The sequence below is a fragment of the Umezawaea beigongshangensis genome (assembly GCF_016464305.1).
Classification (GTDB): Bacteria; Actinomycetota; Actinomycetes; order Mycobacteriales; family Pseudonocardiaceae; genus Umezawaea_A; species Umezawaea_A beigongshangensis.
This window is the reverse complement of sequence record NZ_JAEIOJ010000018.1, coordinates 41600-63276: the sequence shown is the minus strand read 5'-3', so window position 1 is coordinate 63276 and position 21677 is coordinate 41600. Positions and strand designations below refer to the sequence as shown.

General features: G+C 73.4%; 25 protein-coding genes. 6 read left to right on the top strand and 19 right to left on the bottom strand.

The annotated features are described in order from the left end of the window. Positions 1-35 precede the first annotated feature (35 nt). From IMZ35_RS28395 to IMZ35_RS28365, 7 genes are all read right to left on the bottom strand, one after another. Positions 36-602, bottom strand: coding sequence for a MerR family transcriptional regulator (locus tag IMZ35_RS28395; protein ID WP_199444275.1), 567 nt, complete (start codon positions 600-602; stop codon positions 36-38). Between the two features lie 504 nt (positions 603-1106). Beyond that, on the bottom strand, positions 1107-1580 hold the full coding sequence (locus tag IMZ35_RS28390) for a bifunctional nuclease family protein (protein ID WP_199444274.1): 474 nt from the start codon (positions 1578-1580) through the stop codon (positions 1107-1109). 166 nt (positions 1581-1746) lie between these two features. Further along, positions 1747-2475 (bottom strand): transcriptional regulator FtsR, encoded by a 729-nt coding sequence (gene ftsR / locus IMZ35_RS28385; protein ID WP_199444273.1) that lies wholly within the window; start codon positions 2473-2475, stop codon positions 1747-1749. Further along, positions 2472-2936, bottom strand: coding sequence for a glycogen accumulation regulator GarA (garA, locus tag IMZ35_RS28380; RefSeq protein WP_199444272.1), 465 nt, complete (start codon positions 2934-2936; stop codon positions 2472-2474). The genes ftsR and garA overlap by 4 nt, the downstream gene beginning before the upstream one ends. 113 nt (positions 2937-3049) lie before the next feature. Then, positions 3050-3433, bottom strand: coding sequence for a glycine cleavage system protein GcvH (gcvH, locus tag IMZ35_RS28375; protein WP_199444271.1), 384 nt, complete (start codon positions 3431-3433; stop codon positions 3050-3052). Between the two features lie 105 nt (positions 3434-3538). Further along, a complete protein-coding gene (clsA, locus tag IMZ35_RS28370) occupies positions 3539-4156 on the bottom strand; it encodes a cardiolipin synthase ClsA (RefSeq protein ID WP_199444270.1) in 618 nt (205 codons plus the stop codon). A 45-nt stretch (positions 4157-4201) separates the two neighbouring features. Next, positions 4202-4420: a hypothetical protein gene (locus IMZ35_RS28365; RefSeq protein ID WP_199444269.1), complete on the bottom strand. Its 219-nt coding sequence runs from the start codon at positions 4418-4420 to the stop codon at positions 4202-4204. 642 nt (positions 4421-5062) lie between these two features. Here IMZ35_RS28365 and IMZ35_RS31185 point away from each other — a divergent pair. The 3 genes from IMZ35_RS31185 (at position 5063) to IMZ35_RS28350 (ending at position 7129) form a co-directional block, all read left to right on the top strand. Next, positions 5063-5494: an anti-sigma factor antagonist gene (locus IMZ35_RS31185; protein ID WP_199444268.1), complete on the top strand. Its 432-nt coding sequence runs from the start codon at positions 5063-5065 to the stop codon at positions 5492-5494. A 469-nt stretch (positions 5495-5963) separates the two neighbouring features. Further along, positions 5964-6332 carry an ATP-binding protein gene (locus IMZ35_RS28355; protein ID WP_199444267.1) on the top strand — a complete coding sequence of 123 codons (369 nt, stop codon included), beginning with the start codon at positions 5964-5966 and terminating at the stop codon, positions 6330-6332. Beyond that, positions 6329-7129 carry a SigB/SigF/SigG family RNA polymerase sigma factor gene (locus tag IMZ35_RS28350; protein WP_199444266.1) on the top strand — a complete coding sequence of 267 codons (801 nt, stop codon included), beginning with the start codon at positions 6329-6331 and terminating at the stop codon, positions 7127-7129. Before IMZ35_RS28355 ends, IMZ35_RS28350 begins: the two co-directional genes overlap by 4 nt. 33 nt (positions 7130-7162) lie before the next feature. Here the strand turns inward: IMZ35_RS28350 and IMZ35_RS28345 are convergent, their stop codons facing one another. The 8 genes from IMZ35_RS28345 to IMZ35_RS28310 form a co-directional block, all read right to left on the bottom strand. Then, the gene (locus IMZ35_RS28345) at positions 7163-7471 is read right to left on the bottom strand and encodes a WhiB family transcriptional regulator (RefSeq protein WP_199444265.1); all 309 of its coding nucleotides are present in this window, start codon (positions 7469-7471) and stop codon (positions 7163-7165) included. A 100-nt stretch (positions 7472-7571) separates the two neighbouring features. After that, a complete protein-coding gene (locus tag IMZ35_RS28340; RefSeq protein WP_199444264.1) occupies positions 7572-7961 on the bottom strand; it encodes a hypothetical protein in 390 nt (129 codons plus the stop codon). Positions 7962-8005: 44 nt separating this feature from the next. Continuing rightward, complete coding sequence (locus IMZ35_RS28335) at positions 8006-8710, bottom strand: M50 family metallopeptidase (RefSeq protein WP_307868953.1); 705 nt, start codon at positions 8708-8710, stop codon at positions 8006-8008. Positions 8711-8836: 126 nt separating this feature from the next. Further along, the gene (locus IMZ35_RS28330; protein ID WP_199444263.1) at positions 8837-9478 is read right to left on the bottom strand and encodes a DUF4383 domain-containing protein; all 642 of its coding nucleotides are present in this window, start codon (positions 9476-9478) and stop codon (positions 8837-8839) included. A 592-nt stretch (positions 9479-10070) separates the two neighbouring features. Continuing rightward, positions 10071-10775, bottom strand: coding sequence for an anti-sigma factor (locus IMZ35_RS28325; RefSeq protein WP_199444262.1), 705 nt, complete (start codon positions 10773-10775; stop codon positions 10071-10073). Then, on the bottom strand, positions 10772-11323 hold the full coding sequence (locus IMZ35_RS28320; protein WP_199444261.1) for a sigma-70 family RNA polymerase sigma factor: 552 nt from the start codon (positions 11321-11323) through the stop codon (positions 10772-10774). Before IMZ35_RS28320 ends, IMZ35_RS28325 begins: the two co-directional genes overlap by 4 nt. Before the next feature lie 76 nt (positions 11324-11399). Then, a complete protein-coding gene (locus tag IMZ35_RS28315) occupies positions 11400-12338 on the bottom strand; it encodes a DUF1996 domain-containing protein (protein ID WP_307868950.1) in 939 nt (312 codons plus the stop codon). Between the two features lie 165 nt (positions 12339-12503). Continuing rightward, the gene (locus IMZ35_RS28310; protein ID WP_199444260.1) at positions 12504-12983 is read right to left on the bottom strand and encodes a hypothetical protein; all 480 of its coding nucleotides are present in this window, start codon (positions 12981-12983) and stop codon (positions 12504-12506) included. A gap of 173 nt (positions 12984-13156) precedes the next feature. Here IMZ35_RS28310 and IMZ35_RS28305 point away from each other — a divergent pair, with 173 nt between their 5' ends. Then, positions 13157-14041, top strand: coding sequence for a dihydrodipicolinate synthase family protein (locus IMZ35_RS28305; RefSeq protein WP_199444259.1), 885 nt, complete (start codon positions 13157-13159; stop codon positions 14039-14041). 13 nt (positions 14042-14054) lie between these two features. Here the strand turns inward: IMZ35_RS28305 and IMZ35_RS28300 are convergent, their stop codons facing one another. The 4 genes from IMZ35_RS28300 to IMZ35_RS28285 form a co-directional block, all read right to left on the bottom strand. Then, entirely contained in the window at positions 14055-15863 is a 1809-nt protein-coding gene (locus IMZ35_RS28300) for an AMP-dependent synthetase/ligase (RefSeq protein WP_307868949.1), read from the bottom strand. Between the two features lie 217 nt (positions 15864-16080). Beyond that, positions 16081-16395, bottom strand: coding sequence for a hypothetical protein (locus IMZ35_RS28295; protein ID WP_199444258.1), 315 nt, complete (start codon positions 16393-16395; stop codon positions 16081-16083). Positions 16396-16444: 49 nt separating this feature from the next. Beyond that, on the bottom strand, positions 16445-19279 hold the full coding sequence (locus tag IMZ35_RS32015) for an ATP-binding protein (protein ID WP_199444257.1): 2835 nt from the start codon (positions 19277-19279) through the stop codon (positions 16445-16447). A gap of 13 nt (positions 19280-19292) precedes the next feature. Next, positions 19293-19448: a hypothetical protein gene (locus tag IMZ35_RS28285; protein WP_199444256.1), complete on the bottom strand. Its 156-nt coding sequence runs from the start codon at positions 19446-19448 to the stop codon at positions 19293-19295. A gap of 52 nt (positions 19449-19500) precedes the next feature. Here IMZ35_RS28285 and IMZ35_RS28280 point away from each other — a divergent pair, with 52 nt between their 5' ends. Together IMZ35_RS28280 and IMZ35_RS28275 are read left to right on the top strand one after the other, a co-directional pair. After that, positions 19501-20499: a PHP domain-containing protein gene (locus IMZ35_RS28280; protein WP_199444255.1), complete on the top strand. Its 999-nt coding sequence runs from the start codon at positions 19501-19503 to the stop codon at positions 20497-20499. Between the two features lie 21 nt (positions 20500-20520). Then, positions 20521-21480 carry a pentapeptide repeat-containing protein gene (locus IMZ35_RS28275; protein WP_307868946.1) on the top strand — a complete coding sequence of 320 codons (960 nt, stop codon included), beginning with the start codon at positions 20521-20523 and terminating at the stop codon, positions 21478-21480. Positions 21481-21677: the final 197 nt, after the last annotated feature.

Genomic DNA, 21677 nt, shown 5'->3' with positions numbered 1-21677 from the left:
CGCGACGGCGCGACGCGGGTCTCAGTGGGAGGTGATCAGCCGATGGCTCGCTCGCGGCGGCGCCTGGCCAGTTCGTCCTCGGTGGCCGGCGCGATCTCGGCGCCGTCCGCCCGCTCGGCGGGGAACTCGTGGATCGTGCCGCTGATCTCGCGCATCGCCCCGCTCACGGCGATGCCGAACACGCCCTGGCCGCCCTGGAGCAGGTCGACGACCTCCTCGGGCGAGGTGCACTCGTAGACGGTCGTGCCGTCGCTGAACAGCGTGATCCTGGCCAGGTCCTGCACACCGCGGCTGCGCAGGTGCTCCACGGCGACCCTGATGTTCTGCAACGAGACACCGGTGTCCAGCAGCCGCTTGACCACCTTGAGCACCAGGACGTCCTTGAACGAGTACAACCGCTGGCTGCCGGAGCCGTGGGCGCTCCTTATCGTGGGCGCGACGAGCCCGGTCCTCGCCCAGTAGTCGAGCTGCCGGTAGGTGATGCCGGAGATCTGGCACGCGGCGGGTCCCCGGTAGCCGACGAGTTCGTCCGGTAGCGAGGAGTCCGGGAACAGTTCGCCCTGTTCTCCGGATCCGGCCCACACGGGCGCTTCCTCGACCACGACTGCCTCCCCTCGTCCGGCCTTCCGGCCGACGACCACACCCTGCGTCCACACGGGGACCGCCGGTACGCACCGCGACCACGTGACGCCGCCGCGCGGGACGATCGCGCAGACCTGCTGCGCGACGGTTCCGCGGTCCGGGTCACCGCCGGGCGTCCCGCGGCCGGGGTCACCGGCCGGTGGCGACGCCCGCGCTGTCGCGATCCGCTCGCACCCGACGGTAAGACCGGGGTGCGGGCAGGTCAACGCGACGCGCGGAAGCTGAAATTCCTCAACCTCTGGTCGAGGTCGAGACTTTGCCGTCTGCTCACTCGAACGAGCGGCGTTTAGTGAGTGTTTAGCCAACGGTCCCGTGCAGAGGGTAGCTCGGAAGAGGCTCACGATCGGGGAGGGCGACGGCGTGTTGATCACGGTCCGACAACGCACGAGGCGCGCACGCCCCCTGGGGATCGTGCGCGCCTCGTGGACGTCGTACCGGAACGGGCCGGTGCTCGGGGGTCCGGCTCAGGTGTCCGCGCCGCGGAAGTCCTCCGGCGACACCGAGTCCAGGAACTCCCTGAACTTCTCGACCTCGTCCTCCTGCTCGTCCGGGATGATCAGTCCGGCCTCGGCCAGGACCGACTCCTCGGCGTGGATCGGCACACCGGCGCGCAGCGCCAGCGCGACCGAGTCGCTCGGCCGGGCGGACACCCGCACGTCGCCGTCGAAGACCAGTTCGGCGAAGAACGTGCCCTCCTGGAGATCGGTGATCCTCACCTGCTCCAGCTGACGCCCCAGCGAACCGATGACGTCCTTGAGGAGGTCGTGGGTCAGCGGGCGTGCCGGACGCACACCCTGCTGCTCCAGTGCGATGGCGGTGGCCTCCACCGATCCGATCCAGATCGGCAGGTACCGCTCGCCCTCGGTCTCGCGGAGAAGGAGGATCGGCTGGTTCGCGGGCAACTCCACCCGCACGCCCACGACGCGCATCTCGCTCATCGGGTCTCGCCTCCCTCAGCACTGCTGTTGCTGGCGTCCCCGTTGTCACGAGGATCCCCCACCTACTGCTTCGACGCTACCCGCCAAGCGGGCTCAGTGCGCAACCGCGCACAACTTCCGCATCACGATGCGGACACCGCCGCACCCCGCTTCACCTGCGCGGAACTCAGCCGCCCGCCACGTTCCTCAGACCTGCCTTGACGAGCAGTGTGTGCAAGGTGACGGAGAGCGCGGCCAGTTCCCGCACCGCCTCGTCGGCCCGGCCGCGCGCGTCGGAACCGCGCTGCCGGTACATCGGTGTGACGATCTGCTCCAGGAGACCGACCTCGCGGTCGGCGGACGCGCGGAACGCCCGCAGGTGCCGGGGCTCGATGCCGTACTCCGTCATGGCCCGTACGGTGCTCGCGACGACCACGGCGTCCGGGTCGTAGAAGCCGGCCGGACCCGGCCTGATCAGACCGTACTGCTCCAGGTCCACGAGCACCGCCCGGTCGATGCCGGAGCGGGAGAGGAGCTCCTCGGCCGTCAGCCGCGGCACGCTGTCCGGCTCGAACTCCGCGGCGGCGAAGGGCCGGACCGGCTCGTCCTCCACCGCCACGAGGGGACGCGACGCGCGCGGGACGTCCTCCTGCTGCTCGGCGGCGTCCAACTGCTCCTTGATGACCTTCAGGGGCAGGTAGCGGTCGCGCTGGGCGGCCAGGACGAACCTGAGCCGCTCCACGTCGGCCGCGGTGAACTGCCGGTACCCCGAGGACGTGCGCGCCGGGCGAACCAGCCCCTCCGACTCGAGGAAGCGGATCTTGGAGATGGTCACGTCGGGGAACTCGGGACGGAGTTGCGACAACACCGCCCCGATGCTCAGACCCCCGCGCTGTGGCCGCCCGGCCGCTGTCACCGGGGTCCCTGACCCCCGGCCCCCGGACCGGTGAGGAACACCAGGCGGAACTTGCCGATCTGGACCTCGTCACCGTTGGCCAGCACGGCCTGGTCGACGGGCTCGCGGTTGACGTAGGTGCCGTTGAGGCTGCCGACGTCGATCACCACGAACTCCCCGCCCTCGCGGCGGAACTCCGCGTGGCGACGGGAGACCGTCACGTCGTCGAGGAAGATGTCGCTGTCGGGGTGGCGGCCGGCGCTGGTGGTGTCGCGGTCCAGCAGGAAACGAGATCCCGCGTTGGGGCCGCGCTTGACCACGAGCAGGGCGGACCCGGCAGGCAGTGCGTCGACACCGGCGACCGCCGGCTCCTGCGCGGGCGCCTCGGCGCCCTCGACCTCTGCGAGGAAGTCCGCCCGGAAAACGGAGGTCCGCTCCGGGGACTGCTCCGGCGGAACGCCTGGCCCGTCGTTCGTGCTCACCTGAGCTCTCCTCCTGCTGCTGGAACCGTCGAGACCACTAGAACCTATCGTGCCAGGACCGGCACCCGAGGAGCGGCTCCCCAGTCGGTCGAGGAGTCGCCGGAAGATCGTCGTCACGCCTGAGCCGCCAGCTCCTGGTACGCGGACGCGTCGAGCAGTCCGTCGACCTCCGCGGGGTCTGCCAGGCGGAGCTCCACCATCCAGCCCTCGCCGTACGGGTCCGAGTTGACCAGCTCGGGCTGCTGGTCGAGGGAGTCGTTGCGCGCCACCACCTCGCCCACGAGCGGGGCGTAGATGTCGGACACGCTCTTGGTCGACTCGACCTCGCCGAGCACCTGCCCGACGGTCACCTTCTCCCCCAGCTCGGGGAGCTGGACGAAGACGACGTCACCGAGCTGCTCCTGGGCGTAGTCGGTGATGCCGACGCGCACCGTGTCGTCGCCCGTGCGCAGCACCCACTCGTGCTCCTCGGTGTACTTGAGCTCCTCGGGAATCACCTTCAGCGCACTCCTTGATCGATGGTGGACTTCCCCGCCCGTCCGGATCGGTCGAGCGTGCAGCGGTGGCCAGCTGCCGTGATCTTCCCACGCGGGGTCGTCCGTTCAGGCACCGGCCACCTCCCGGCCAGCACCTCCGCGCGCCTCCGCGAGGGCGCGGACGCCCTGGTAGACGTACAGGGCGGCCGACCAGAGGTAGAGGGCCCCGCCCCACAGCATGAAGGCGTAGGCGATCGGCCGCGCGATCTCGGCCGCGGTCGAGTCGCCTCCCGCCAGCAGCAGCAGCGGGAAGGCGTACAGCAGGTTGAAGGTCGCGGCCTTGCCCACGTAGTTGACCTCGAACGGCCCGTACCCGGCGCGGCGCAGCAGCAGGAGGAACACGCCGACCACCAGTTCGCGGCCGATCAGCCCGGCGGCGACCCACCAGGGGACGATGTCGCGCAGGACGAAGGCCAGCAGCGTCGAGAAGATGTAGAGGCGGTCGGCGGCCGGGTCGAGCAGCGCGCCGAGGCGGCTGGTCTGGTCCAGCCAGCGGGCGAGCTTGCCGTCGAGCCAGTCGGAGAAGCCGGCCAGGACCAGCACGAGCACGGCCCACCCGTCGGCCTCCGGGCCGAGCAGCAGGTAGAGGAACAGGGGCACACCGGCCAGGCGCAGCACGCTCAGCGCGTTGGGCACCGTGAGCCAGCGGTCCACCGGCTCCTCGACGCCCTGCTCCGTGTTCATCGGCCCCCGGCTCCCGCGACTGGTGTGGTGCGGGAATCGTAGGGCTCAGCGGCAGCGGGTGCGGGTCCAGCCCCTGCGCTGGAGGTCGGCACCGCTGAAGGCCTGGGGACGGCCGCGGTCGTCGACGCCGACCCAGCGGGCGCGGAAGCCCTCCAGGACGTAGGCGTGACCGTGACTCCACACGACGCTGCACGGCGCGGTGGGCAGCGCCGCGTCGGGTGCCGGGGACACGATCTCGTACCCGGTCTCGGTGTCGACGCTCATCTCGGTTCGATCCCTCCGCGTGGTGTCGCCGCGGACCGCGGCGGTGCTCCGGGGGAAATTCTCCGCCACGGTGAGCTGGGACACCCCCTCGATCCGCCCCTCGTTCGACCATCGGGTGGCTACCGTCGCCCGATGGCACGTAGGTGGACCCCGGATGAACGCCGGACGGGTGACAAAGCCCGCCGCGATCGACCGCTCACCGTGCGTCGAACACCGCACATCGGGTGACGCACTACACCCGGACTGATCATCTTCGCGAAAAGGGCTGGTCAGAGGTGTCGCCTGGCCGGATGCTGCGCGCTCGGCGGCGGAGGTGGTGGCACCGTTCCCGGCGGCGAGCGGCGCCGCGCGCGACGGGCTCCTCCCGGCGCGGACCCCCCGCCGGACACGACGGCGGGCGGCGGCGCGGGTCACCGCCGCGCTCGCGGTGCTGTCACGAGACGGCCACCACCGGCCCGTCCGGCTTGTGGCCCCGCAACCGCGTCCGTACCGTTGACGCCGCAGCGGTTGAGCCAACAGCCGCGCCGGGGAGTTCCGGCTCGCGAGGAGTTGTCGCGTTCCGCTGCACGGGCGTGTCACGCCCGTTCCGCACAGGTCGGGCTCCCCACCTCACGCTTCATCACGGAGAAGTAGGGAGAACTCGTGACGGTTCAGGATCCGGACGTCGTGTCGACGAGCGGAGCCACCACCCCCGCCGAGGTGGACCCGGTGGGTGCGAACGCACGAGCCGAGCAGACCATCGACGTCGTCGTGGACGACCGCGGTGACGGGGTCTCGGTGGTGTCGGTCGGTGGTGAGATCGACATGGTGTCCGCGCCGGAGCTCCGTTCCGCCGTCCGCGCGCAGCTCGACGGCAGCACCGTGCTGGTGCTCGACATGACCCGCGTCAGGTTCCTCGGCTCGGCCGGGCTGGCCGTGCTCGTCGAGGCGCTCCAGCAGAGCGAGCACCGCGGCACCGCGTTCTCCGTGGTCGCGGAGGACCGCGCGGTCACCCGGCCGCTGATCGCCACGGGTCTCGGCGACGTCTTCAGCGTCTTCCCGACCGTGGACGAGGCCCTCGCGGCTCAGCGGTAGCGGCACCGGGCCGTCGCCGGTCGCGGGGTCGGACCTCGTGGACGTCGGCGGTCCGGCGCACACGGTCGCGGCCCGCCCGTCGCGCGCCGGGACCTCTCCCCGCACCACCACCCCACGCGGTTCCTCCACGAGCGCCGCGCACGGCCGGTCGGGGGTCGCTCGTGGCGTGCTGGACGGCGAGTTCGGCGACGCGCTCGGTGCCCGGCCGTCCTCGGCCCGGTCCGCACCCGTCCCGTCGTCCGTCACGGCCCTCCTCTCCCCGCGGGGGAGACGACCGCCGGTGTTCCACGAGGGCGGACTCCTCCCGGCACCCACGCCGGTGACCTCGTCACACGTGTGAGGAGCGATCATTCCGGGTACCGCTAGCGTCAGAGCTGGCCCAACAGGAACGGACTACGAGGTGAGCGTGTCGCAAGCTGAGCCGCACAGCGGCGAGTCAGGCAACGTGCTGCAGGGGGTCGAGCTCCGCATGGCTGCGAATCCGACGCAGCTGTCGATCGTGCGAGCGGTCGCGGCGGACATGGCGATGAGGCAGGACTTCGACCTGGACTCCATCGAGGACCTCAAGCTGGCCGTCGACGAGGCGTGCTCCACGCTGATCGAGATGGCGGTGCCGGAGACGGTGCTGAGCTGCCAGTTCGTCGTCGTCGACGGGGCGGTGCAGGTTTCCACGAAGGCCACGTCGGAGGGGTCCGCCCCGCCGGACAGGGACAGCTTCGGCTGGCGCGTGCTGTCGGCGCTGGTGGACTCGGTGTCCACCTGGGTGGCACCGGACGACGACCGGTTCGTGGTCCACATCGACCTCGTGAAGCGGTCTGCGGGGACGGTGAATGAGTGACGGGATCGGACGAGGGCGCCAAGCGGCCCACCGGATCCGGTTCGCACGGTGACTACGACCACCTGGCACCGCTGTTCGCGGAACTCGCCACGTTCGACGCGGGCGACCGTGCCAGGGAGCCGCTGCGCGATCGTCTGGTGACCGAGCACCTGCCGGTCGCCAAGCACATCGCACGACGGTTCGGACACCGGGGCGAGCCCTACGACGACCTGGTCCAGGTGGCCACGGTCGGCCTGATCAACGCGGTGGACCGCTTCGACCCGGAGCGGGGCAGCGACTTCCTGTCGTTCGCCGTGCCGACGATCATGGGCGAGGTGCGGAAGTACTTCCGCGACTCCAGCTGGTCGGTGCGGATGCCCAGGCGGCTCAAGGAGCTGCACCTGGCGATCAACGGCGGGTCGTCGCGGTTGTCCCAGCAGCTCGGCCGGGCGCCGACGCCCAGCGAGCTGGCCGAGCACCTGGGGCTGACCCGCGAGGAGGTCCACGAGGGACTGGCGGCGGGCAACGCCTACCACAGCTCGTCGCTGGACGACCTGCTGCTCGACGAGGACAGCTCGATCTCGCTGGGCAGCACGCTGGGCGAGGAGGACCCGGAGCTGGAGATGATCGAGCAGCGGGAGGCGTTGCACCCGCTGCTGGAACAGCTGCCGGAGAGAGAACGCAAGATCGTCGTCATGCGGTTCTTCGGGAACATGACGCAGACGCAGATCGCGCAGAAGATCGGTATCTCGCAGATGCACGTGTCGCGACTGCTCGCGAAGACGCTGCGCCAGCTGCGAGACGTGCTGGAGGAGTGACGAACGCCCGTCCCGGCGTTCGCCGCGGGGCGGTCACTGCATCGTCGTGACCGTCCTGAGGCGACGCCGGGACGAGGCGATGAGCCGACGGCGCTCGTCCTCGCCCATGCCTCCCCAGACGCCGTAGGGCTCCTGCGCCTCCAGCGCGTGAGAACGGCACTGGGCGAGCACCGGGCAGTGGTTGCAGATCTCCTTGGCCCTGGACTCGCGGGCGCTGCGAGCGGAACCGCGCTCGTTGTCCGGGTGGAAGAACACGGCGCTGTTCTGCCCTCGGCACAGGCCGTCCATCTGCCAGTCCCAGGACTCGGACACGGGCTTGGGGAGACGGGTGGTGCTGGTCATCGTGATCTCCTAGGACTGGTTGCCTCTGATCACGGCGTACCCGCACCCTCCGGAGGAGCAAACCTCACCACCACCGGTTTTCTCCCCGACTTGACAACCATCACTCGATCGACGCCCGGCGGTCCTCCACGACGGGATCGAGGTCGACGTCGTCCAAGGGGTCGTCGATCGGCTCGTCCACGGTCTGGTCCAGCTCCTCCAGCGGGGTGCTCGCGACCGGCGGGCGCGCGGAGTCCTCCGGCACGACGTCCGGCACCTCCTCGGCCAGCTTGTCGTCCAGGGTCTCCCCCGTGCGCTGCTCGTTCGCCGTGGTGCCGAACCGGGTGGCGGCCGACCAGTGCTCGGCCGGGTCCATGACGTCCTCCGGGTCGTCGACGCCCAGCACCTCCTCGTCGACGAACTCCGCGGCCGAGAGCGCCGAGGCGTCGTCCTCGACGGAGTCGGGTCCTCCCGCGTCCTGCGGGCTGTCGGGCGTGGGGATGTCGTTCATGACCATGCGCCTCGTCTACCCACCCGCGCCGAAGATCAACCGGACTACCGGGAGAGCAGGAGACCGCCGCCCAGGAACAGGGCGCCCAGGGAGATCGCGCCGAACAGCGCCACCCAGAGCAGGCCGGGCACGCGGGTCAGCCGGGCGAGCTGGTCCGCGTCGGAGTCGGGAGCGCGTCCTCGGCGGCGCTTGCGCTGGAGCTCGCCGACCGGTTTCACACCGCCGAGGAGCAGGAACCAGCTGAACAGCGAGGCGAAGGCGGCCTGCCACGGCGGGTCGGCGTAGAACGACACGACGAACACGATCGCGCCCGTGGCGACGACGGAGATCACGCCGAAGACGTTGCGGATCACCACGAGCATCGCGGCGAGGAAGCCGATGCTGATCCAGAGCAGCAGCCGCACCTGCCCGTTCGACGCGAGCGCGGCCGCGCCCAGGCCCAGCAGCGACGGCGTGACGTACCCGGCGAACGCGGTCACCACCATGCCCGGCCCGGTGGGCCGTCCGGCGGACACGGTCACGCCGGAGGTGTCGGAGTGCAGGCGGACGCCGGACAGCCGCCGTCCGGACAGCAGGGCGAACAGCGCGTGCCCGCCCTCGTGGGCGATGGTGACGACGTTGCGGCTGTACCGCCAGACGCCGTGCACGACCACGCCGAGCAGGGCCAGCAGGCCGGTGGCCCACGCCACGGCCGCGTTCTCACCACCGGCCAGTTCGGCGAGGCGGTCCAGGATCTCGTTGGTCGACACCGGCCCCAGGATGCCAGTCCTCGCGATCCTCCCGCGCCAGCGATGCGCGTCGAGCGGCCGGGCACCGCGAGACGCGTTCGGGACACGGCCGGACCGCTGCCGTGTCCCGAACGCTCGACCGGTGGATCAGGAGTTGTGGGGGTGCCGGGTGCTCCGGTGGGTGGGGACCTGCTCGGTGAGCGGCTCCTCGCGGGTGGCACCGTCGCGGATCGAGCTGTCGCGGTGGGCGTTCTCCCCGGTGTGCAGCGGGGCGGTGCGGTCCGCGGTCTCCTCCGGAGCGGTCCGGGTGGCCGGCTCGGCGGGCGCGTCGATCGGAACGATCTTGCGGCGCGCGGGCAGCACGGCGATCAGCAGGCCGAGCGCCGCGAAGCCGAGGTGCAGCCACGTGTCGGCGGAGTTGAGGTTCAGCGGATTGCCCAGACCGGACACCGGATTGGTGGAGATGATGCCGTCGAGCATCAGCCCCCACACGAACGCGGCGCCGTAGCCCAGGAACAAGATCCAGCCGTAGGTGCGCGCCAGTCCGGATCCGGTGGACATCAGAAGACCGAGCACACCGAGGGCGAGGTGGACCACGTTGTGCAGCGGGTTGATGGCGAATCCGAGCAGTGTCGCGTGGTGCTCGCCGGTGAACTCCCCGAATCCCGTGCGCACGAAACCGGCGACGCCGATCACGACGAACGCGATGCCCGCCAGTCCAGCCAGCACCTGGGCGGGCTGGAGGCCGGCGACTCGGACACGAACACGACCGGCGGTCGAGTGGCTCATGACGCCCTCCCGTGGGAATCACGAGCCCGCCAGCCGGGCCCGCGACACCACGCCGAGTACCCGGGTGACCACGCTCGCAAACACCGTTCCACCACCGGGGGGACCACTGTTCACCTGGGTGGCGAGTCGCCGAGCACGTGCTGGGGGTCGCCCGGCCCACCCCGTGAGGACCGGGCGGTGACGCGCACCGGAGACGAGTGCGCGTCACACCCCCGACGGACCGTTCCGCCGAATTCCCGACAAGAACGGCGCCGTTTCACACCACCATCGCCGATCGACGAATCAATGTGCGTCAGCGCGGGTGGACGTGTTCTCCGTCAGCGATTCTCGATCGCGACGGATCGCCGTTCCACGAAGTCCCCCCGGACCTCCTGCCGATGTTCACGACGTTCCCCCCTCTCGTTGTTCTGACACAACTGTGCAGCACGGAGGAATCGACGGTCAAAGCATTTTCAACGCATTGCCGGAGTTTTCGGGGGGTCTGTTCGGGGCCTCTCTCGCGGGCGGGACCACGGGGTGCGGAGCAGCGGAGGAACACCCGAACGCGAACCGGCGGGCTCCCCCGCGTGGGAGGAGCCCGCCGGTCCGCCGGTCAGACCTGGACGCTGGCGAACCTCGTGCCGTCGAAGTTCTCGACCTCGACCGCCACGACGTCCGCCGGGTCGATCAGGGCCGAACCGTCGAGGTTCGTCCCGTCCGCCTCGCCGACCGCGGACACCAGCCAGCTGCCGGCCTCCTCGCGGCTCCCGTCGCGGGACACCACGACGAGCTTGCACTTCTGCCCGGCGGGAACCCCCGCCACGGACGCGTTGACGCGCACCCAGCCGGCCGCCGGTCGGACCTGCACCGTCATCCTGGTGCCGGTGCTCGGATCGGTCGTCGTGCCGATCTTCGTCCCCGGCGGTGGTGCGGGCTGCGACGTCGCGGGCGGCTGCGCGACCGGCGACGGCGCGGTGCTGCGCCCCACGGCCACACCGCTGCCCAGCACGGCCGCGGTGATCACGGCCGCCGCCGCTCCGGCGGCGAACTGCCTGCGGCGGACCTGTCCGCCGCGCTCCTGGCGCACCTGGCGCAGCGTGCGCTGCAACAGCAGGTCGCCTCCCTCGGGGGGACCGTCCAGCATCGCCTCGGGCGGGAGTTCGCCGAGGAAGTCCTCCATCTCCCTCAGCTCCGCGACCTCGGCGCGCGCTTCGGGGCTGGTGGCCAGGTACTCCTCCACGGCCCGCGCCTCCTGCTCGTCGAGCGCGCCGAGCACGTAGGCCCCGAGCAGGTGCTGCGGTTCGTGCTGCGCGGTCATCCCGCCACCCCCTTCAACGCGACGTGCTGACCGGAGAACGTCTCCCGCAACGCCCGCAGGGCGTAGTGCGATCGGGACTTGACGGTTCCCGGTGGCACCCCCAGCGCCTGTGCCGCCTCCGTCACGCTGCGTCCCCGGAAGTAGATCTCCACGAGGACGTCCCGGTGATCGGAGGAGAGCTGGTCGAGCGCCTCCAGCACCACGACCGAGTCGACGACCGACTCGGCGTGATCGCGCTGGACGGGGGGAGTCGCCGGAGATTCGGCCACCTCCTGGGGCCGGGACGCCTTCGCCCGGTACCGGTCGGTGACGATGTTGCGCGCCACGGTCAGCAGCCAACCGCGCACCGAGCCCTTGCCGTTGACCAGCGAGTCGGGGTGTCGCCACGCGCGGACGAGGGTCTCCTGGACCACGTCCTCGGCAGCCGCCCGGTCACCGGTGAGCCGCGTCGCGTAGGCGAGCAGAGCCCGACCGTGCTCCTCGTAGAGCGATCGGATCAGCGCCTCGTCGGCCGCGGCCTCCCGTTTGCGGGACCACAGTGCCGCCATCCACCCACTCCTCCCAGACCTGCACGGACCTCTCACCGCACACACGGACGGCGGCGCGAGGTGGTTCACACCACTTTCAGGAGCAGCGTCGCCCCTCGTTGACGCACCGCGCCGCCTCGGCGGCGAGCTGGTCCGGCATGACGTTCACGAAGAGCGCGTGATCGGTCGAGGAGTCGCGGAACTCCTCGGGAAAGCTGTCGATCAGGAACCGCTCGCCGGGCGGGACGTCGTAGGCCACGACGACCTCCAGGCGCGTCACGGGGAACGTCCGCGGCGGACACGTGCCGCCGCCGTCGGGGAAGACCACGTGCGTGCGGTGCGACGCGCTGTCGGTGTTGCGCCCGTCCCAGCAGCTGGGGAAGTCGTAGGAGCGCAGCACCAGGCCGCCCTCAGGACAGCGCGGGTAGCTCGTCGTGCGGCGCTCCTCGAACCCGGAGCAGCTCCACGCGGCCCGGACGTGCTCGGCCGACCCCCTGGTGACGGCCATCGGGTCGCCGGTGACGAGCTTCAGCCCGCGCGGCAGCGGCAGCACGGGTCCGACCGGGCTGCCGTGCAGCGTCACCGTCACCCGGGACGGCGGCAGGATCTCGCCGGTGTTGCCGTGCACCCCGCCACCCGCGGCGTGCCCGTCGTGGCCCGGCCGGTCCGGCAGTCGCAGCACGGGCCAGTAGTAGGTCGACCTGTCGTCGTCCGCGCACGTGGTGGACGCGGCGGCGAGACTCCGCTCGGTGGAGTTGGCGTCGGTGGACGTGTTCCCCACGTACTCGTGCACGTGGTGCGCGCCCCCGACGATCCCCGGTGACATGACGGGGTTGTCGGCGTTGAGGTGGCGCTCCTCGTTGCGGCCGCAGTGCGAGGTCCAGCTCCCGGTGGACGCCCCGCTCGCCGAGGCGACGGGGCGCGGTGACGCGGGTACCTCGGAGATGTCCACGTACCGGTCGCCCACCGAGGAGCAACCGGTCAACACCCCCGCTGTCGCGGCGAGCGCGAGCACCATGCGGAACAGCACGAGCACAGCTAACCACCACCCGCCGCGGAACCCGTCGCGCAGGAGCGGGTGGCGTCGGCCGCCGCGCGCGATCGGCCCTGGTCCCCGAGCCGCTCGGGGGGAGAGGCCGCGCCGGAGAGCCCGGACGGCGCGACCGGAGGGGAAGCCGAGCGTTCCCGTGCGCACCCGCGCTCAGCCGGTCGTGCTCACGAGCACCCGCCCGTCCACGGTCACCACGCTCACCGCGCCGAGGTCGGCCACGTCGACCAGCGCCGCGCCCGCGAGCGCCGTGTCGCCGCGAGCGCCCTCCGGCGAGGCCACCCAGTTGCCCGCCACGTGGCGCTGCCCGGTCCTGGTCGTCACGACGAGCCGGCACCTCTCCCCGTCGGGCACTCCGTCGACGGTGGCGGCCAGGCGCACCCAGCCCTCTGCCGGAGTGACGACGGCGGTCACGTGCACTCCCCCGGTGGTCGTGCCCTCCAGCACCAGGGGGACGTGCGGTGCCGCCGCGGTCCTGCCGAGCGCCACGCCGCTCACCAGCGCGCTCGCGCAGAGCACGACCGCGCCGGTCACGACGACGCTCCCGCGCCGCCGGTCCGACCGCGCACGCTCCCCCCGCACGGTGCTGAGCGTGCGGTCCAGGAGCAGGTCGACGTCGCGTTGGTCCGGCATGTCGGCGCGCCATCCGATCGGTGTGGGGTTTCGCACGGCGGCGGTCATGCCCTGAACACGCACGCGCGACGCGTCCGGTTCAGCGGATCTCCGGCGCGGTCTGGCCCGTCGTGATCGCGTGGTCGACGATGGGCGGCGGCACCGGTCCGGTCGAGTCGTCGAGGAGACGCTTCATGGCGTTCGAAGAGCTGTCCGCGCGGCTGGCGGGAGTCGTCGCGACCGCGGTGACCCCCTTCTCCTCCGACGGAGGGGTCGACGAGGCCGCGCACACGGCGCTGCTGGAGCGACTGACCCTCGCCGGTGTCCCGGCGATCGAGGTCAACGGCCGTGCGGGCGAGTTCGACGCGCTGTCGGCCGGGGAGGCGGCACGGGTGCTGGAGGTGGCCGCTCGGGTGGCCGGCCCGCGCGCGGCCGTGCTCTGCGGGGTCGGCCGGGACGTGTCGACGGCGACCGCGGCGGCCCGGCACGCGCGGGACGCGGGCGCGGACGCGGTGTCCGTGCACCCCCCGGCGCCGCACGCCGGACCCGGCGCGGGCTGGATCGCCTACCACGCCGCCATCGCCTCGGCCGTGCCCGAGATCGGCGTGGTGGTGCACCTGGCCGACGAGCGGCTGAGCGGGTCGCTGCTCGCCCGCCTGGGCGAGCGGTGCCCCAACGTCGTGGGCGCCGTGTGCTCGGTGCCGGACCCGGTGTGGTTCGCGTCCTTCGCCCGCGACGCCGGTCTGGAGCGCTTCGTGTGGCTCACCGGCGGCGGCGAGCTGGCCGCCCCGGCGCACGCCGCCGTGGGCGCACGCGGCTTCACGTCCGGGCTGGCCACCGTGCGGCCCGATCTCGCCCTGGCCGTGCAGACGGCCCTGGTGAAGGGCGACCTGCCGGAGGCGATGCGGCTGTGGGAGGTCGTCCGCCCCTTCGAGGAGCTGCGCGCGCGGGCCGGTGCGGCGGTGGTCAAGGAGGCCCTGACCGCTCAGGGCCTGTGCCACCGCACGGTGCGTCCGCCGCACGCCCCGCTGTCGCGCGACCAGCAGTCGAGCGTCTGGAGCCTCCTGTCGGCCTGGTGAGCGCGCGTCCGCCTCAGGAGTAGAGGTCGGCGTAGAGCTTCTCGTGCACGGTGTGCACGACCCGGCGCTTGACCTTCGACGTGGGCGTCAGCTCGCCGTCGGCCTGCGACAGGTCCCGGTCCAGCACGTGGAAGCGCTTGACCTGCGACACGGACGCGAAGTGCGCGTTGGCCCCGTCGACGACGCCCTGCACCAGCGCCCGCACCTCGGGGTGACCGGCCAGCGCGGGAACGTCCTCCGGCAGTCCGCGCTCGCGCGCCCACGGCACGATCTCCTCGGCGTCGAGGGTGATCAGCGCGACGAGGTAGGGGCGGCGGTCGCCGAAGACGACGGCGTGGGAGATCCAGCGGGACCGGCGCAGCGCGTTCTCCACGTTGGCGGGCGCGATGTTCTTGCCGCCCGCCGTGATGATGACGTCCTTCTTGCGGCCGGTGATCGTGACGAAGCCGTCCTCGTCCACCGTCCCGAGGTCACCGGTGCGCAACCAGCCGTCGGCGAGCACCTGCGCGGTGGCCTCCGGGTCGCGCCAGTACCCGGCGAAGACGTGCGGGCCGCGCAGCAGGATCTCGCCGTCGTCGGCGACGCGGACCTCCAGCCCGGCGCGGCCGTACGTGCCGACCGAGCCGATGCGGAAGTGGTCGAGGGTGCTGAACGTGCCCACGGCCGTCGACTCGCTCATGCCGTAGCCCTCCAGCACGGGCACGCCGGCCGCGTGGAAGAACTCCAGCACGTCGGTGGAGATCGGCGCGGCGCCCGAGAGCGCCCGGCGCAGGCGTCCGCCGAAGACGGCGCGCACCCGGCTGAAGAGGGCCTGGTCGACCTGCGCGAACTGCTCCGCGAGCTCCGGCGGCACCGGCTCCGCGGCGCGCTCGCGGCGGCGCACCTCCAGTCCCAGGCGCACGGCGCGCTCCAGCGCGTCCGGGGGCACGGGCCCGGCGGCCAGCGTGTAGATCTTCTCGAAGATCCGCGGCACCGACGGCAGGTAGGTGGGCCGCACCTCGGCCAGGTCGGGGACGACCCGCTTCGGGTCGCCGAAGACCAGCGTCCCGCCCACGAACATCGTGGAGAACTGCACGATCTGCGCGAACACGTGCGCCAGCGGCAGGAACAGGTACACCACGTCGTCGGAGTCGGTGTAGGACAGCTCCTCGACGAGGCGGCACAGCGTGATCCAGTTGGTGCTGGTGAGGACGCAGCCCTTGGGCGGGCCGGTCGTGCCCGAGGTGTAGACGATCGTGGTGGGGTCGTCCGGCCCCACCGCGGCCCGACGGGCCGACAGCTCGGCGTCGGCCGGCTCGGCGCGGCCCAGCTCGCCCAGCTCGGCCACGGTGGTCAGGCCGCGCTCCCCCGCGTCGATCACGACGATCCGGCGCAGCTCGGGCAGGTCGGCCGCCACCGACTCGATCTTGGCCGCCTGCGCGTCGTCCTCGCAGACGACCAGCACCGCGCCGGAGTCGGCCACGATCCAGCGGCACTCGTCCGGGGAGCTGGACGGGTAGACGGGCACCACGACGGCACCGGCCACCAGGATCGCGAGGTCGACCAGCGACCACTCCCGGCGCGTCTCGGCCAGCACGCACACCCGGTCGCCCGCCCGCACTCCGGAGCGCACCAGTCCGGCGGCGAGCGCCCGCACCCGATCGGCGACCCCCGCGAAGGTCAGGTCGCGCCACTCGCCGTCGTGCCGGTAGCGCCAGGCGACCCGGTCGCCGTGCTGCCCGGCCACGAGGAACGGCAGGTCGGCGACGACGCGCAGCGCGTCGGCCCGGTGCGCGCTCCCGGTGGCCGGGACGGACTCGGGGTGGGTGGGCACCGGCTGCACTGGGCGACTCCTCTTCGTGGAGGTCCTGACGTGGCGCGGGTACCGGTGACGCGCGAGCGCGTGATCACCTCCCGCCCGGTCGAGACAACCCGGTGCCGCCGCGGCGGGGTAGTGGGGAATCCACGACAACTAGTGCCGTCCGCCCACCGGTCGGTGCGGCCCGGCGGCCGGGGCCGGCGTTCCGGTCCGGGGCACGCCGGGGGCCAGGTCGCCCCGTTCACCGGGAGGTGCCGCAGTCCGGGGCCGAGCGGCCGAAGTCCGCCGTCGACCCGGTCGCACCGGACCCGTGGTACGGGCAGAACTCGCCCACCTCGCAGATCCCGTCGCGGAGCGTCGGCGCACCGACCTCGCCGGGGGTGACCGCGGTGGCCGGGGCGGTGGCCGACAGCGCGAACGCCGGTGCGCGCAGCGCGCCGAGCGCCCGGACGGGCGACGACTTCTCCGGTGTTCGTCGTGGTCTCCCCCTCTTCCTGTCGTCGACGGTGCCGCGAACCGGTGCACGCGCCAGCGCTCCGCCGGTGGTCCCCCGCACGCGGAGGGACGGCCGAGCGCGTCGGCGTGCACTCCCGCTGGCACCGGGGTCACGCGCTGGAGGCGCGGTCCAGGGCGTCCAGGGCGCGGGCCAGCTCCAGGCGCGAGGAGACGCGCAGCTTGCCGTAGATCCGCGACAGGTAGACCTCGACGGTGCGGGGGCTGTAGTGCAGCGCGGCGGCGACGTCGCGGTTGCGCATCCCCTGCTGCACCAGGCGGGCGACCCGCTGCTCGGCGTCGGTCAGCAGACCGCGTCGCCGCGCCCCGCCGCGCGGGACCCTGGCGCCCAGCGCGCGCAGCCGGTTGCTCGCTCTGCGACGCAGGGCGTGCGCCCCGACCTGCTGGAACGTCGTGCACGCCTCGCCCAGCGCCTCGGTCGCGGTCGGTTCCAGCTCGCCCAGGACGAGCTGGGCGCGGGCGCGTTCGAACACCAGCCCGCCCTCCTCGGCGATGCCCACCGCCTCCCGCACGGCGTCCACGTCACCCGTGGCCAGGCCGGTCACCCGGTGCAGGGTGGTCCGCGACCACGGCGACACCCGCCGGGCGGAGACCTCGCGCAGCAGGTCCAGGTCGGCGGGCGACCGCTGGTGCGTCTGGACGCCCAGCTCGACGAGGCGGCCCAGCAGGATGCAGCTGTAGGCGGCCATCGCGGGTTCGCCGAGGCCGTCGACCATCACCTGCCGGGCCCTCGCGGTGTCCCCGCGGGCCATCAGGTGCCCGGCCACCGCCAGCGCGTGCAGGCTCACCACGTTGGGGCTCGTCGGCGCGGGCAGCGCGGCCAGGCGGGCCGCCACGTCCAGCTCACCGCGCCAGGTGCGGATCTCCAGCTCGACCGCGCGCAACGCCTCCAGCAGCATCACCTCCTGCCGCGCCTCCAGGTCGGCCACGGCACCGGCGAGCAGGTCGATCGAGGAGTCCCACCGGCCGCCCAGCCAGTCCAGGACGACCCGCGTGGTCTGGAGCTCGCCGCGGAACACGTGGTCGCCGACCTCGTCCACCAGCCGCTCGGCGCCGGCCAGCCGCCACCGCGAGTCGTGCACGAGGCCCGCGAGCGCCGCGGCCGACGAGCACACGGCGAGCGCCTGGAGCTCCAGCGCCGGGTTGCCCTCCGCGGCGCGCAGGGCGCGGTCGGCGTACCCGACGACGTCGTCCGGCCGCACCAGGGCCGAGCTGAGCACGGAGAGCTGCTCGAACACGACGACGCCCTCGGCCGCCGAGGTCCTGGCCGCCGCCTCGGTGCGGGCGATCTCCCGCACGGCCTCGTCGTGCCGCCCGGTGAGGGTGAGCAGCATCGCGCGCTGCGCGCGCACGGCGGCGGGCACGGGCCCGGCGGCGATCTCCCGGTCCGCGACGGCCAGCGCCTCGGTCATCCGGCCGAGGGAGAACAGGCTCGACAGCAGGGCGACGAGCGCGCGGGTGCGCTCGCGGCCGGGCGGCAGGCCCGCCAGCGCCGCGTACCCCGGCGCGACGGCGTCGGCCGGCCGGGACGCGCCGGCCAGCACGCGGCACAGCAGCGCGTGCAGCCCGCCGCGGGCGGCGTGCTCGCGGGGCAGCAGCTCCAGCGCCCGTTCGCACAGCGCCACCGCCGTCTCCGGCGCGCTGGTCCTGGCGAGCAGCGCCGCCTCGGCGAGCACCTCCGCGGCGGTCTCGTCGCCGGGGACGGCGGACTCGGCGACGTGCCGCGCGAGCCCCGGCAGGTCGACCGGCAGCCCCCGCGCGCGGTCGTCGAGCAGCCGGGCGGCGACGAGGCCGTGCAGGCGCCTGCGCCGCGCCGGCCCCACGTCCTGGTAGAGGGCCTCGCCGACGAGGGCGTGGGAGAAGCCGTAGCCGCGTTCCTCGTCGCGCACGACGACGCGGGCCCGCAGCAGGTCGTCGAACGCCGCGACGACCGTCTCCTCCGGCAGCCCGGCGACCCCGGCGAGCAGGCCGATCTGGTCGAGCCGCACCCGGCGCAGGACCGCCACGGCGCGGGCGACGGTCCCCGCGTCGCGGCCGAGCGGGGCGACCCGGCGCAGCAGCGCGCCGGCGCGGGTCAGCCGGACGCGGTTCGGCGGCACGGTCAGCCGGGCGCACCCGCCGTCGAGGGCGAGCAGGTCCAGCTCCCGCAGCGAGCGGGCGATCTCGGTGGCGAAGAACGGGTTGCCGTCGGCACGCCGGTGCACCTCGCGGACCAGCCCGTCGTCCGGGGGCACGGCGAGCACGGACTCCACGACGCGGCCGACGTCGTGCGCCGACAGCGGGGGAAGCTCCACCCGCACGACCTCGCCGAGCTGCTCGGCCCGGTCGAGCAGCGCCGCGGCGGCGGGGTTCGGCTCGGCGGGGTGGGTGCGACCGGCCACCACGAGCGCGAGGCGCGCGGCGGACGCGCGGCGCAGCACCAGGGACAGCAGGGTGAGGGACTCCTCGTCCACGTGGTCGAGGTCGTCGAGGAGCACGGTGACGGGCGCCAGCGGGATCAGCAGTTCCGCGACGCGCTCGCAGGCCCGGCCGAGCCGGGCACCCCCCGGTTCGTCCGGCATGGCGGCGGGGTCCAGGGCGTCCAGCGCGGCGCGGCGTGCCCGCTCCGGCGCACCGGGGAGGACGGCCGAGCGCAGCGCCTGCGCGAGGGCGGCGTGCGGGACGTGCCGGGCGGCCGCGTCCCCCTCGGCGGTGAGCACCGCGTGTCCCGACGCGCGCAACCGGTGCGCCACCTCGGCGAGCAGCCGGGTCTTGCCGATGCCGGGTTCGCCGGTGACCACCGCGGTGACGAGTCCGGGCGCGGCGCTCCGGCGGACCGCGTCCAGCACGAGGGCGAGCTGCGGCTCCCGGCCGACGAGGAGCGGGCGCGAGTCGGCGATGACGGTGACCTCCCGGCTCCGGTGTCGGTGTCCTCCCGAGTGTCGCACCGCACGCGGTCGCTCAGGCGGGCAGCGGCTCGGCCGCCGTGCAGCGGACCGTCGTGGTCGGCACCGGGCCCACCGGCCGGCAGAAGTCGACGTCCACCTGGTCGCAGGCGTCCGCCGCGCGGTCGAACACCCCGGCGACGACGGCCTTCACCTCCTCGGGCGTGCTCACCCGCGTCGTTCTGCACGCTGCGGAAGCGGTCGCGGGAGGGTACACAGAGGACGTGGATGCCGTGCGGGCGCTGCGCCAGGTCGCCTTCCAGCTCGAACGCGCGAGCGCCCCGACGTTCCGCGTCGCCGCGTTCCGCCGGGCTGCGGCGGTCGTCGCCGCGCTGCCGGCCGGTGAGCTGGCGCTGCGCGCCGAGCGCGGCACGCTGACCGAGCTGCCCGGCATCGGGAGGTCCACGGCCGGGGTGATCGCCGACGCGCTCGCCGACCGCGAACTCGCCTACCTCAGCCGCGTCCCGGAGCCGGTCGAGCGGGGCGGCGACGAGCTGCTGGCCGCGCTGCGCGGCGACTGCCACACCCACTCGGACTGGTCCGACGGCGGCAGCTCGATCCGGGAGATGGCCCTCGCGGCGCGGGACCTGGGCCGCGAGCACGTCGCGCTCACCGACCACTCGCCGCGGCTGCGCGTGGCGAACGGCCTGTCCGCGGACCGGTTGCGTCGCCAGCTCGACGTGGTGGCCGAGCTGAACGTGGAGCTGGCCCCGTTCCTGATCCTCACCGGCGTCGAGGTCGACGTCCTGGACGACGGGGCGCTGGACCAGTCCGACGAGCTCCTCTCCCGGCTGGACGTCGTCGTGGCGAGCGTCCACTCGGCGCTGCGGATGCAGGCCTCCGAGATGACCGAGCGGCTGCTGACGGCCGTGGACAACCCGCACGTCGACGTCCTGGGCCACTGCACCGGCCGCCTCGTCACCGGCGAGGGCCGTCCGGAGTCGCGGTTCGACGCGAAGGCCGTGTTCGACGCGTGCGCGGAGAACGGCGTCGCGGTGGAGATCAACTCGCGGCCGGAGCGGCTGGACCCGCCGCGCAGGCTGCTGCGGCTGGCCGCGGCGGCCGGGTGTCGCTTCGCGATCGACAGCGACGCGCACGCGCCGGGCCAGCTCGACTGGCTGCGCGCCGGGTGCGCGCGCGCCGAGGAGTGCGGCATCGGGGCGGACCGGGTGATCAACGCGCTGAGCGCGGGCGATCTGCTGGAACTGACCCGCTCGCGCTGAGCGTGCCGCGATGATGATCCGGTGGCTCTCCCCGAACGACGCCGCCAGGCGCTCCTGCTGTCCGCGACCCTGCTGATCGCCGTCGCCGCGACCGCCGCCATCGGGGCGTGGGTGCTCGCGGCCGACGAACGCGCCGGCGTCGCCGAGGCGATCAAGACCGGTGGTCTCGCGGGCGCGGCGGTGATCGCGCTGTACGGGCTGTGGCTCAACGACCGGCGGCGGCGCGTGGAGGAGGACCGCCAGCACGTCGAGGAGCGGCGGCTGGTGGTCGAGGGCGACCGGATCTCCCACGAGCGCTTCGCGCGGGCGATCGAGCTGCTCGGCAACGACGCCGACCAGGTGCGGGTGGGTGCGATGCACGCGCTGGTCGGCCTGGCGCGCAGCACCCCGTCCTACACGCGGACGGTCGTCGACGTGCTGTGCGCCTACCTGCGCCGCCCGTTCCACCACCACGCCTACGACGAGGCGCACGACCCGGACCGCTCCGACCTCGCCGCCCCGGCGCTCGGTGCGCTGCCGCCGGAGAAGGCCGCCGCCGACCGCGAGCGGCAGGTGCGGCTCACCGCCCAGCGGGTCCTGCTGGACCTGCTGCCCCCGGCGGGCGCGGACGGCGGCGAGTCCTACGACCTCGACCTCACCGGCGCGTCCCTGGAGTACCTGGACCTGGCGGGCAGGCGGGTCGGCGGACTGCTGGCCAGGCGTGCCACCTTCTACGGCATCACCCGGCTCGCCGGCACCCGGTTCGACGGCCGGGTGATGTTCACCGGCGCCGCGTTCCTGGGACGCGTGTCGCTGGCGGGCGCGCGGTTCGGCGGCGGGGTGTCGCTGCTGGAGGTCCGCTTCGCGCAGCAGGCCGACCTCAGCGGCGCGACGTTCACGAGCTTCGCCGACCTGCGCTGGGAGGAACCGGCCGCGGTGCTCCAGGAGAACACCACCGCCGAGCCCGGCACCGGTGTGAAGCGCAATCCCGCCGACGACTGACGGCGGGGGTTTCGGACCGGTCGGGACGGGCACACGGAGGCCGTGGACGACACGGTGGAGCAGCTCGGAGAACCGGTCGCCGACGACCGGCGCACCGCGGTGCTGCGGGGCCGGCCGCGACCCGTCGTCCGGGGCGGACGTGCGGGCGGAGGACGTGGCCGCGGACGTGCTGGCGCAGTGGGAGCGGCACGCCGCCC

What these genes read in the sequence shown, in the direction of transcription:
- IMZ35_RS28390 (WP_199444274.1), bottom strand. Translation starts at nt 1,580, where the DNA reads ATGAGCGAGATGCGCGTCGTGGGCGTGCGGGTGGAGTTGCCCGCGAAC.
- clsA (WP_199444270.1), bottom strand. Translation starts at nt 4,156, where the DNA reads ATGAACACGGAGCAGGGCGTCGAGGAGCCGGTGGACCGCTGGCTCACG.
- IMZ35_RS28365 (WP_199444269.1), bottom strand. Translation starts at nt 4,420, where the DNA reads ATGAGCGTCGACACCGAGACCGGGTACGAGATCGTGTCCCCGGCACCC.
- IMZ35_RS28355 (WP_199444267.1), top strand. Translation starts at nt 5,964, where the DNA reads ATGGCTGCGAATCCGACGCAGCTGTCGATCGTGCGAGCGGTCGCGGCG.
- IMZ35_RS28345 (WP_199444265.1), bottom strand. Translation starts at nt 7,471, where the DNA reads ATGACCAGCACCACCCGTCTCCCCAAGCCCGTGTCCGAGTCCTGGGAC.
- IMZ35_RS28340 (WP_199444264.1), bottom strand. Translation starts at nt 7,961, where the DNA reads ATGAACGACATCCCCACGCCCGACAGCCCGCAGGACGCGGGAGGACCC.
- IMZ35_RS28330 (WP_199444263.1), bottom strand. Translation starts at nt 9,478, where the DNA reads ATGAGCCACTCGACCGCCGGTCGTGTTCGTGTCCGAGTCGCCGGCCTC.
- IMZ35_RS28325 (WP_199444262.1), bottom strand. Translation starts at nt 10,775, where the DNA reads ATGACCGCGCAGCACGAACCGCAGCACCTGCTCGGGGCCTACGTGCTC.
- IMZ35_RS28320 (WP_199444261.1), bottom strand. Translation starts at nt 11,323, where the DNA reads ATGGCGGCACTGTGGTCCCGCAAACGGGAGGCCGCGGCCGACGAGGCG.
- IMZ35_RS28310 (WP_199444260.1), bottom strand. Translation starts at nt 12,983, where the DNA reads ATGCCGGACCAACGCGACGTCGACCTGCTCCTGGACCGCACGCTCAGC.
- IMZ35_RS28305 (WP_199444259.1), top strand. Translation starts at nt 13,157, where the DNA reads ATGGCGTTCGAAGAGCTGTCCGCGCGGCTGGCGGGAGTCGTCGCGACC.